This is a genomic window from Ruminiclostridium papyrosolvens C7, from assembly GCF_000421965.1.
GTDB classification, from domain to species: Bacteria; Bacillota; Clostridia; order Acetivibrionales; family DSM-1351; genus Ruminiclostridium; species Ruminiclostridium papyrosolvens_A.
On record NZ_ATAY01000063.1, the window covers coordinates 158,053 to 170,229 of the forward strand.

Annotated in this window: 10 protein-coding genes and 1 pseudogene; all 11 read right to left on the minus strand. The window is 39.8% G+C overall.

Features of this window, described 5'->3' with window-relative positions; genetic code table 11:
- Positions 1 to 64: 64 nt before the first annotated feature.
- Positions 65 to 886 (minus strand): MerR family transcriptional regulator, encoded by an 822-nt coding sequence (locus L323_RS33900; protein ID WP_020816115.1) that lies wholly within the window; start codon positions 884 to 886, stop codon positions 65 to 67.
- A gap of 242 nt (positions 887 to 1,128) precedes the next feature.
- A complete protein-coding gene (locus L323_RS33905) occupies positions 1,129 to 2,352 on the minus strand; it encodes an MFS transporter (RefSeq protein ID WP_020816116.1) in 1,224 nt (407 codons plus the stop codon).
- Between the two features lie 202 nt (positions 2,353 to 2,554).
- Positions 2,555 to 3,583: a LacI family DNA-binding transcriptional regulator gene (locus L323_RS33910; protein WP_020816117.1), complete on the minus strand. Its 1,029-nt coding sequence runs from the start codon at positions 3,581 to 3,583 to the stop codon at positions 2,555 to 2,557.
- A 4-nt stretch (positions 3,584 to 3,587) separates the two neighbouring features.
- Positions 3,588 to 4,724 (minus strand): CapA family protein, encoded by a 1,137-nt coding sequence (locus L323_RS33915; protein ID WP_020816118.1) that lies wholly within the window; start codon positions 4,722 to 4,724, stop codon positions 3,588 to 3,590.
- Positions 4,725 to 4,824: 100 nt separating this feature from the next.
- Positions 4,825 to 5,823, minus strand: coding sequence for an ABC transporter ATP-binding protein (locus tag L323_RS42120; RefSeq protein WP_431602534.1), 999 nt, complete (start codon positions 5,821 to 5,823; stop codon positions 4,825 to 4,827).
- A gap of 66 nt (positions 5,824 to 5,889) precedes the next feature.
- Positions 5,890 to 6,852, minus strand: a pseudogene (locus tag L323_RS42125) (ABC transporter ATP-binding protein); the annotation flags it as partial.
- A 4-nt stretch (positions 6,853 to 6,856) separates the two neighbouring features.
- Positions 6,857 to 7,729 (minus strand): ABC transporter permease, encoded by an 873-nt coding sequence (locus tag L323_RS33925; RefSeq protein ID WP_020816120.1) that lies wholly within the window; start codon positions 7,727 to 7,729, stop codon positions 6,857 to 6,859.
- 11 nt (positions 7,730 to 7,740) lie between these two features.
- Positions 7,741 to 8,685 (minus strand): ABC transporter permease, encoded by a 945-nt coding sequence (locus L323_RS33930; RefSeq protein ID WP_020816121.1) that lies wholly within the window; start codon positions 8,683 to 8,685, stop codon positions 7,741 to 7,743.
- 146 nt (positions 8,686 to 8,831) lie between these two features.
- Positions 8,832 to 10,436, minus strand: a complete 1,605-nt coding sequence (locus tag L323_RS33935; RefSeq protein WP_020816122.1) for an ABC transporter substrate-binding protein — start codon at positions 10,434 to 10,436, stop codon at positions 8,832 to 8,834.
- 74 nt (positions 10,437 to 10,510) lie between these two features.
- A complete protein-coding gene (locus L323_RS33940) occupies positions 10,511 to 11,353 on the minus strand; it encodes an alpha/beta fold hydrolase (protein WP_020816123.1) in 843 nt (280 codons plus the stop codon).
- A 381-nt stretch (positions 11,354 to 11,734) separates the two neighbouring features.
- The gene (locus tag L323_RS33945; protein ID WP_020816124.1) at positions 11,735 to 12,118 is read right to left on the minus strand and encodes a VOC family protein; all 384 of its coding nucleotides are present in this window, start codon (positions 12,116 to 12,118) and stop codon (positions 11,735 to 11,737) included.
- Positions 12,119 to 12,177: the final 59 nt, after the last annotated feature.

Genomic DNA, 12,177 nt, shown 5'->3' on the forward strand with positions numbered 1-12,177 from the left:
CGCCGTCCTTTTTATTGGGCGGCGTTTCAAGTATGAGTTACTGTTTAGTTTTAATAATAGGGTATTATTTCTTTTTCACAGGATAGCAAACCTCGGTTACTAATTCATCAGGATTATTTGTTTGTGCAGGACTGACGTGGTAAATACAGAACATTGCACCATTGAATTCATAACCATTATCGTTTACCCAACCTGCAACTGCCTGATTTACTGCCGTAATTTGATCATAGCTGCCTTTATAAGTGGCAGAGGCAAATTCCACTGCCGGAACCATTTTGAATACCACATTCTCAGTATCCTTATACAGTCCTTTTACTGGCATCTGTATTTCTACATCTACATCGTTTTCCTTAAATCCTTCATCATGAAAAATAGCAAGACTTTCACCGCAGCAAACCTGCTGAAGATTCATATCTGGTGCTGTTTCCGTCATCAGCAAATTCCATAGTATCCCCTCTTGATTATATGACGGTATTATTTTTCTTACACTTGCAACATATCTTTCAGGTAATGTTTTTAATATAACATTATAATTCATAGCGTTATCATCCTTTCTTAACCTCATTATGGCTGTATCAAGGAGAAGTAAACGCTGACTGATTTCTTCGGCTTGTGCCTGAACTTCAGCTCGTTTTATTGTCAAAAACTCCGACAATGCTTTAGGATTATTATAGTTTTTCAATATCTCAGAAATAGCTGCAAGACTGAAACCCATTTCCTTGAGTGCCGTAATTCTGGATGCAATCAGCAACTGTTCCTCACTGTAATAGCGATAGCTTGTATAATAATCTGTACTTTTAGGCACCAATAATCCCAATTCATCGTAGTGCCGTAGCATTCGTATACTAATCCTTGATAACCTTGAAAAATCACCTATTCTTAACATTATTACACCTCACATATGTGTGTTTTCCTGAGCTCATTTCTAGTATAAAGTGTACCATAATGTGAGAGTCAATGATTTTTTAATGAGAAATATCTGAAATGGCATCTAATAAAATTTGAATGTATCTTAAAGAGATATGTAAAAGAAATAGATTTGAAAAATACAACAATCAGGAGGTTAATACACCACGCTCGCCCAAACCGTCAGATACGGCTTAGGCGGGCTTTAAATACAAACTAAGACTATATCTTTTGTTGGAGCGAAAAGTTTTTCTTATGTTGAAATAGCAAGTATAGAATCAGTGATACCAAAAATACACCCGCACATGCTACAAACATAATTTTATAATTCCATGTTGATGCTATAACTCCGGCCAACATAGGACCAATACCCTGTCCAAGGTCTGCTCCAATGTAGTATGTGCTTGTGGCAACCCCGCTTTTTTCTTCCGGAAGCATTTTTATACATTCGGCCTGTATCGTAGGTTGTCCCGAACCCTGAGCAAAAGCCTTCAATGCTGATGCTACCAAAATAATGGCCAGTGTCTGGGCATATCCGATAAACATGGAGGCTACTAACGCAAGAATGAATGACGGGATAATTACGGTCGAAATCCCATATTTATCATAAATCTTGCCTGCAAATGTTCTGACAAGAATCAGGCTGATGGCATTGACGGTGAAGTACAAGCTTATATTTTTTATTCCCCTTTCGTCACCAAGGAGGACCAGGTATGAACCTATAACACCATTGAGCATAGAAAAAACCGCCCCGAAAAATGCATAGGGCAATACATTCATGGCAATAAAATCCGAAAAGCAAATTCTTCTCTTTTGTTTTTCACAGCTTTCCTTTTTATGCTTTGTATTGGGCAGTGCGAACATCAATGCAGACACACAAATCATAATAATTCCTGCAATCAGAAACGAAACCGATAAGCCATATTTTTCTCCTATATACAGCCCAAGAGTTGGGCCTACCGCGGTAGCAATAATTTGCCCCAGTCCAAAATATCCAATACCTTCTCCTATTCTCTTCCTTGGAATAAACTTTGATACCAGTGCAAGGTTGACTATGCCGTTTACGGAAAAAGCCAGTGCATGAGTAACACGAAAGAAAATCAATACAGTTACATTCGTTGAAATAGTGTATCCTAAAAGGGATAGGCCTATTAAAGCTGTTGAGACGATAAAGACTACCTTTTTATTCAACCGGTCTGAAATAATACCGGAAACCGGTCTTGCAAACAATGCAACAAAGGAAAACATCCCTACTATAACACCAGCAATAGGAAGTGATGACCCCAGTTTTATTGCATATTTAGTAAGAAGGGGCATGACCATGTAAAAGCTGATGCCAACAAAAGTTCCCAAACTTATTAATGTTATATATGGCACCGTCCATAGCTTTTCACTTTTAACGGTGCCTGATTCTTCCTGTTCAATTAGAACATTGTCATTATTCATATCGATTTTTCTACCTCCATATGCTGTCAATTTAATATTTCAGAATGCAAAAAAAGCCGAAAGCATACCCTCCTTCGGCAGGAAAAGAATTTTTCGCCACCAAGGCAAAAACACGATGACAGGAAACAGCAGTTTCCTCTATAATAAAATTGTAATATTCGGAATTAAGAACAGTTTTTATGAAATGGTATGATGCCCGTTATTAACGCGGGCAGCTCTCACGAAAAACAAAAGGTGTATCAATAATTTTATGCACCGGTGCAGAACCGGGCATGTCCAATGCATTTGCCATAAGCGTGATACATGTCCTCGCAATCTCTTCTGTCGGATAATTAACAGTTGTGATAGATGGATGATGAATCTCCAATGAATCATTGTTACCGTAAACAATTATCTCCATATCTTCCGGCATACGAATTCCGTGTTCGCAGAAAACAGAGAGTGCTCCCAGGGCTAGTGAGTCGTTTTGGATATATATCGCTGAAGGAAGGTTATTTCCCTTAACCATCTTTTTAGCTGCAATCTTTCCTTCTTCTACTTTATTTGATGAAGGACAATCCAATCCGCTGGTAATCAACTCTGCTTCCATTCCCAGACAGCTACAAGTTTTCATAAAGCCTGAAATTCTCTGATTTATGGTAATACTTGAATGTTTGTACACAGGTTGCATGACTCCCACAGATTTATGACCATGCCTGCCAAAAATAGCGGCAATATCCGTTCCTATCCTTAGATTGTCCACCGATACCTGATGATATTGGGGAATGTCACCATATAAGAGGACTGTCGGAACCTGAATGCTCGTATTAGTCAAAAATTCAATATCCTCTTTGGATACGGGCGGTACAATAATGCCATTATAATAGTTCGCCGATAAAACAGGTTCCATTTTTTCCAGCTCACCATTTTTATATGGCAGTATTGTGAACCGCATTTCCCTTACCTCTCCGCTAAAGGTCATATCCTGAAGCATATCGATAAAAGTATTCAGAAACTGTGAATGCTGCGCAGGCGACCAACATAGTGCAATCTCAGGCATATGTTGGATATTACGTAAACTTAATTTTCGAGCTGTCATATTCGGGATATATCCCATCTGGTTGGCAACTTCCAGTATCATTTTTTGTTTCGCCTTGGAAATCCTCATTTTTTCAGCCCTGCCATTCAGTACAAAAGACACCGTACTGGCTGAGACCCCCACAGCATTCGCTATATCATAAATACTTACCATAATATCACCTGTATCCTATAACTATTTCATCCTCATCCCATTCATAGGTGGCATTCAAATTTGCTCCGGATGTTATTTTGACCATATATTCCAAGACCTCTTCCCCTCCGGACTCACGGGTTACCACCACGGGCACTCCTGCTTTATTTACGATCATTGGAATAAAGCGGGTCTGTTTAATTATACCATCCTCGATTATACATTTAGCAATGATTGTATAAATCGATTCCGGGTGGAATGGGTAAGTTGGATATTCCGGGTCCGGCACAAAGCCAAACATTTCTATACGCTTACGCGCCCACTGCTCGGGATCAAAAACCTCGTTACGGACTCCTTTTTCAGCTCTGAAATTTGGGCTTAATGAAGGAACCCATGCAATAAAATTATTTAGTCCATGATAAATCGTTTTTCCTTTATATACTTCAATACCGTGCAATATATGTGAGTGAGAACTAAAAATCACATCCGCTCCGGCGTCAATGGCTGCATACGACACCACCTGCTCATAGTCGGCCAGTTCTACCGGCTTATGTACGATTCCCTTATGAAGATACACAGCCAGAACATCGCATTGTTTGCGCAATTCACGTATATCTTCCAACATGCTGTTGAAAGATTCCGGTTCCGGGTATGTGTATATTTTGGTCGGGTTTCCTCCCGGATTAGCTACATCTCCCAATTCATAATGTGTTATAATATCTACATTAGCACATCCGGGCTTTGTTTCAGTTGCCGACATAACCTTAGGTCCCGTACAGTTGTAGCTGAGAACGCCAAGGCGTACGCCTTCTTTTTCAACAATAGCAGGTCTTTTCGCATGTTCGATGTTCAACCCAGCTCCGGTGTAAGTTACATTATTTCCCTCAAGCCAACCTAGAGTATCCTTTACACCAATATCTTTTGCGTCATAAATATGGTTCCCCGCCAAGGAGAGAACATCAAACCTTCCCGACAGGGGAGCCAGATTCTTTAATTGTCTTTCTAAATCCGCAAGTTCGGGTGCTCTGTCGCTGTATGGAACTTCAAGCTGGCCAAGTACGATATCAGCTTTAGTTATCTCGGTATCGACACTGGAAAAAAATTGTTCCGGTTCTTTCCCGAGAATAATATCTCCTGTCGCAATTATAGTTAATTTTTTCATGTAATATATCTCCATTGCGTGCAGTTGATTATACATAATTATATATCAAGTAAAATTCTATTGCACGCTAAACAATAAATGTCGTTATTTCATCTTTTTTTCATTGCTCCAATTTATGGCATGCAACGTAGTGCTCGTTTCCATAGTTCTTAACTAAAGGAACCTGTTTCCGGCAAATGTCCATAGTATAAGGACATCGGTCGCTAAAGCAACATCCGGCAGGCCTATTCATCAAGCTTTTGACTTCTCCGGGCAAAATAATTTTTTCACGGGTTAATTCAATTTCTGGGTCCGGTATGGGAACAGCCGCCAGTAATGCCTGTGTATAAGGATGCATCGGATTGGCGTATAGCTCTTCGCAAGGTGCTGATTCTACGATTTTTCCCAGATACATTACAGCAATGGTATCACTTATATGCTTTACTACAGATAAATCATGGGCAATAAACAAATAGGTCAATCCCAATTCCTGTTGCAGATCCTCCAGCAAGTTTATAATTTGCGCCTGTATGGATACATCGAGAGCCGATATAGGTTCATCACATACTATCAGATCCGGGTTGCTGGCCAACGCACGAGCAATTCCCAGACGTTGCCTCTGGCCTCCTGAAAACTCATGAGCCACTCTGTTTTTTAGAGATGGCGATAATCCTACAAGCGTAAAGAGTTCATCAACCCTGCGATCATATTCCTGCCCGGAAGAAATAAGTTTATGGATTTTTAACGGCTCTCCCACAAGACTTCCTGCACTTTTCCTGGGGTCCAGCGAACTATATGGATCCTGAAATATCATTTGTATTTTATGCCTTTGTCTGCGCAGTTCAGATGACTTGAGAACGTTAAAATCAAGATTGTTAAATTTAATCTCGCCTTCACTGTCATTGATTAAGCGCACGATGCTTCTTGCAACAGTTGTCTTCCCGCAACCGGATTCGCCAACCAGACCGAAAGTTTCGCCACGTCTTACTTTAAATGAAACCTTGTCTACTGCAGTAAGTTTGGTAGATTTCGAACTCAGTACGCTATGCTTAATAGGGAAATGAACAGACAGGTTATTGATTTCGAGTATGTTGTCCTTAAGCGGTTCCCTGCGATCTATCCTGGTGCTATCCTGACTGTTTTTATCTATCTGGTCAAGTTCTTCACGACTCAGGCGGCAAGCTGCAAAATGTCCATTTTCAACTGACTCGGTCAAATCCGGTATACCCTGACTAAAACACATGTCGCATTTATATTTGCATCTGGGCAGGAAAGGACAACGCTTTCCATCATCCAGTGGCATTTTTGCCGGAGCATCAATTGGCTGAAGTTTTCTTTCCTTGCTGTCATCCAACCTTGGAATCGCATTCAACAGCCCTCTTGTATAAGGATGTGACGGATGGGCAAAAATGTCCCGTGATAAGCCGGACTCCACAATCCTTCCGGCATACATTACATAGATACGCTGGGCATAGCGGGCTACAATACCCAAATTGTGTGTAACGATGAGCAGAGAAGTACCATTTTTCTCTGATACAGTTTTCAACAGCTCCAGTATTTGGGCCTGAGTGGTAACGTCCAGTGCAGTTGTAGGCTCATCAGCTATAATAAGCTTTGGATTGCCAGCAATAGCAATGGCTACCATGATCCTCTGGCGCATACCCCCGGAAAACTGGTGGGGGTAATCGCCCATTCTTTTCTCCGCATCAGGTATTCCTACCTGACTTAAAAGACTAATAGCACGTTTTCTGGCTTCCTTGTCTTTAACGCCAGTATGGATTAATATTGGCTCCATAAGCTGGCTGCCAATGGTTTTTACGGGGTTTAATGAGGTCATCGGCTCTTGGAATACCATTCCAATTTTTCCACCACGTATTTTTCGCATTTCCGGACCATTGGCCGAATATTTAAACACTTCTTCATCTTCGAGCATTACACATCCATTATCAATGCTCCCGGGCGGTGTTGAAATCAGTTGCAATACAGCCAACTGACTCACACTTTTCCCCGACCCGCTCTCACCTACAAAGCTGATTGTTTCGCCCTGATCTATATAATAGGATACGTCATTTACAGCTTTTGTAACAGAATCATCAATTCTAAACGAAACGCTCAAATTATTGACTTGTAGTAAATGTTTCATTTGCATCTCCTCATATAGACCCGCGTAAGCGCGGATCAAGAATATCTCTCAGACCATCTCCCAAAATATTGAATCCAAGCACAAGTAACATAATGCAGACACCTGGCGCAAGTGCAAACACAGGATTTGTAATTAGCCTGCTATATCCTTCGTTTACCATAGCCCCCCAGGACGCCATGGGCGCTTTTACTCCAAGGCCTAAAAAGCTTAAGCTGGCTTCTGCAAGGATTGTTCCACCGATATTCATTGTAAAAAGAACGATTATCGGAGATAAACAGTTAGGTAAAATATGAGAAAACATAATTCTAATACTGCCGGCTCCCAATACCCTTTCCGCATTTATATAATCAGAATTACGTATTGCAAGCACCTGAGCACACATCAACCTTGTATATGTAGGTATAGTTGATAATCCCAGAATCACCATAAGACTTGCCATACCTGAACCAAAAATTATTCCAAGACCCAGTGACAGCATGATAGCCGGAATTGACAATAGTGCATCCATAATACGAGATATAACTGAATTTACTACCCCTCCCACGTAACCTGCCACCAATCCAAGAATGATTCCGCAGCCTGCAGCAATCATAACTGCAATAAAACCAATTGACAGGGATGTTCTTGTTCCGTAAATCAAGCGACTCAATATGTCTCTTCCCAGCTCGTCATTTCCCAGAATATGCTCTGCAGACGGTTTGGCAAATGACAATGCCAGGTTCTGCTTGTATGGATTATGTGGGCTGATGTATGGTGCAAGTAGTGCAGTCATAACAAATAATACAACCAGAACTGTACCGAAAATTACAATCCTGCGCCCGAACAACCGCTTTAAAAATCTTGTGATGCCGGACATGAAGTGACTTGTCCCTCTCTTGTTCATATTACGACCTCCTACTGTATACGAATGCGTGGATCAATGTAGCCATAGGAAATATCGACAATAAGATTTGCTATACTCACTACGACGGCTACAATGAGAATACATGCCTGTGTTGTTGCAACATCCTTGCTAAGTACACTGGATACCAGCAACTGGCCGGTTCCTGCAATGCTGAATATAATTTCAACGGAAGTAGATCCTGAGACTACATTTCTAAAAGACATACCTGTTAATGTAACAATAGGTATCAAGGCATTTTTTAATGCGTGTCCTGAAATGACTTTGGATTCTTTAACGCCCTTTGCTCTGGCTGTCCTGATATAATCCTGACGGATAACCTCCAGCATGCTTGACCTCATTTGGCGTGTCGTACCTGCAATAGCACCAACACTCAATGCAAATAAAGGTAAAATTGTCTGCTTAACACTAGTTACAAAATTATCTGTCGGAAATGTAAAACCATATGAGGGAAGCCATTTAAGCTGCATTGCGAAAAGTGACATCCCCAGTACAGCTAACCAGAATAAAGGCATAACCGCACCCAGATTGGCCAGTAATGTAATAATGGTATCGGTTAATTTTCCTCTTTTTGTTGCGGAAAGAATGCCTAGAATTATGCCCAACGTAGTACTTATTATTATTGACAATACCCCAAAATACATGGTAATTGGCAATCTTTCTTTTATAAGGTCTATAACAGGCATCCTGTACTTGTATGATTTTCCGAAATCGCCCTCCAAGATGTTTCCGCACCAATTTACATATCTTATAAAAATCGGTTTATCAAGACCCATCTCTTTGTAAGCGATATCATACTGTTCCTGGGTGATATCACCGCCGAGCATTGCGTACACAGGATCTCCCGGCATAAGGTAAGTCAGTAGGAATGTAAATATCGAAACGATAAATATAACAATAACTGATTGTATCAGCCTTTTAATAATAAATTGAGCCATCCTTCAATGTGCCCCCAATCTGCAGGTTCTTAACTAATATCACTTATTATTTAAAATAGATTAACGAGGTTTCCAAGTATGAAGTCGACCGATACGTTTCTAGGTTGCACCGGTCAGCCTTCATATAAATTCAGAAATGCATCCGATTATTTTTCTATCCAGACAAGTTCAGGTGTCCAGTGAGAGATATGATAATATCCTAAATGACTGTCCTTAACCTTATCTGTTGAATAAACCTGACTGCTAATTGAAGCAAATGGGATAAGCAGGCAGTAATCATCGATTACTTTCTTTGACAGCTCTTTGCTTATCGCCACTTTTTCATCAAATGTTTTTGCTGCTACTGCAGAATCAATTAATTTCTTTATATCTTCAGGATGGATAACTCCACCAACACATCGAACGCCCTCATCTGTCAAAGTTCTGGCATATACCGGTGCAATATCTGCTTCTCCTCTTCCAGCCCAACGCAAAATGCCGTCCCATGTTCCTTTGATTCCGGTCATCTCATTCTCTTTTGCTGATTCAATAGGTACAATTTCCATCTTAATACCAACTTCTGCAAGATATGCCTGGGTAACTTCCATTAATTTAACATCACCTGAATTTACATATCCTTTGCAAGTAAAGCCATTTGGGTAGCCAGCTTCTGCAAGTAACTGCTTTGCTTTTGCCACATTATAAGGATAGCCGACAGTAGCCTCGTTATATGACCATGATCCAGGAGGCGTCCATTGATTTGAGTATGCCCATCCAAGCTTTTTATTCATTGCAACGATAGCTTCTTTATCAATGGCATGGGCAATTGCCTGTCTCACCTTTAATTTATGGAAAGGTAGTGACGGGTCATTGCTGGTAGGCATAAGACCATTCATAATAGTTCCGCTTGTAAGAGGACGACTTATAGGAGCACGGCCGTCAACTTCCATTGCATCACTTACAGTGCCGTCAACAGTTGCAATTACATCAATTTCTCCTGCTCTCATAGCAGAAACAATGGTTGTAGTATCGGGCATGAAAACAACTTCAATGCCATCAAGATATGGTTGTCCCTTAACACGGTAGTCTTTATTTTTTTCAAAAACAATCCTAGCATCACGTTCCCATTTAACAAACTTAAATGGTCCTGTTCCAACAGGGTTTGCAATTGCTACATCTTTTCCATTTGCTTTAAAGTAAGTTGGTGAAATAATTCTTCCTGCTGTAAACAAGGCAGCATCTGCAATGGAATTATTCCATTTTGAAAGATGAAGCACCAATGTCAGTGGATCTTTAACCTCGATACTGGCAACATCATTGATTTCGCTACGTCCTGATGCCTTAAATTCTTCAAAGTTCCATTTTACTGCTTCCGCATCACATACCGTACCGTCATGGAACTTAACATCCTTACGCAAGTTAATGGTTAATGTCAATGCATCGGCATCCATTTTAAATCCCTCGGCCAAATATGGAACAAGAACGCCTGATTCATCATATCTTCCCAAAGTTTCTAAAGCTGCATCCATTACTTGGTTTTCATAGTATGTCGTACTTCCTGCCGGATACCCTATACAATTGAATTTATCACCGTATGCTATCCTTAAAACTCCACCCTGCTTATCACTTGCCGTTTCGTTACCTGATGCTTGAGCAGACTCATTAGCTGTATTCGTTGTGTCAGCCGGGCTTCCTGAGCCTGAACACGCTACACTCACCAATAAAAGTGATGTAATTACTAACAAGCTAATTACTTTCATAAACTTTTTCATACTCGATTTTCCTCCTCTGGAATTATTTGAGTAATTGGTAAACATAACATCCTACTTGATTTAATATGTAAAATCTAGAATAACTCTGAAGCAAATAAAGCTATTTCACGCCTCACATCATTACGGCAATCATAATGGACATCGTGACCGGCATTATTGAAAATTATGCATTTTGAATTTTTGATTACTTTTACCGGCCATAAAATATCTGTTACCGGCACTATTTTATCCATATACGCGTTAATCATTAAAACAGGTATCTGAATTTTGGATAGCTCCTGATAAACTTCCTCATCTGTTTTCAGGTATGAAAGCGGTTTTCTGGGATTAACACGGACTTCATCAGCTGTCCTTTCAAGTTCCCATTCATATGCTTTTTCAGCTTTCCTTTCAAATTCTGCCTTCAGTTGTGGATTATCGGAAAATTTCTCCGCAAAGGAAAGAAAATATATTTTAGTTGCCTCAGCACGCTTTATCCTTGCTTCGGGATCATCTGCGGACATAATAGTTTTAAGTCTTCCGGGAGAAGTCTCCCCGCCTTTTCTGGAATGAGGTCCGCCCACCAAAGCCGCAAAGCCAACCAGAACTTCCGGATGCCTCAGCGCCAGATGCCAGCCTATACCTGCACCATGGGACTGTCCGGTATAAAGGAACTTTTCTATTCCCTTGCTTTTAGCAAATTCATAAACATCATCTGCCCAGATATTATACCACTCACCGCCCAGATCCTCGGAAACAAGTGTTGATTTTCCATAACCTCTGATTTGGATCGTAAAAACATGGAAGCCTTCATCGGCCAGATCCATTGGCCATCCTATTTCATCAGAATCAAAACCCATTTGGGAAGACAAAATATATTTATCTCCCGAACCATATTCGTTGTAGTAGAGAGTTGCACCATTGACCGTCTGATACATTTTTTCACACTCCTGAATGTCCTTTGTTTTTAATTAGTAGCATTTTAGACTTTAACAATTGAACTACCGCTGGTTTTATTCCATATTGACATTCGTCCGGCGCCATATTGTACAAATGTAATAGAATAAATTTTGTTATAGCGGTTTAGCAATTAGCAAAACTAGTTGCGTATTTTGCTTAATCGGTTTAGCTTGATTGTAACACAAATAATTTGTTATGTAAATATATATTGCAGTAAATTTATAGACAAAATTTTTGATGGTTTGCCAACCCTATGTCACAAAAAATAGGAAAATAAATAATAGATTTTTAACATTTTCCGTATCGAACTAATATGTGGGTTATATCTCCTTCTAAAGCACACCAGTGAGTTGTTACGTTTATAAAGTTATTTCAATTTGATTTCCTTCAAAGCCAACAATACAACTTTCGTAATAACCATCGCCTGTCATTCTTGGTTCACTAGCAACCTCAAATCCATCATTTTTTAATTTGTTAGTCAAGATATCAACCGTTTCCTTACTCCCAACACTAATGGCAATATGAATATAACCGGTCCGGTTTAAGTATTTATCTTTATCAGACATATTGGGTTTATTCATTATTTCTAACCTTGCCCCATCGTCAAAGGTCAAAAAGTATGACCTAAAATCCGTTTTCTTGTTATGGTATCCTTGATTTGATTTAGCATTGAAATATTTAATGAAAAAATCCTTCGCATTTTCTAAATCATTTACATATAATGCAACATGTTCAATCTTCATATGAATTCTCCAAAAATTCAAATTTATGAGCTAAGTATCTCACCTATATCAAAATATTA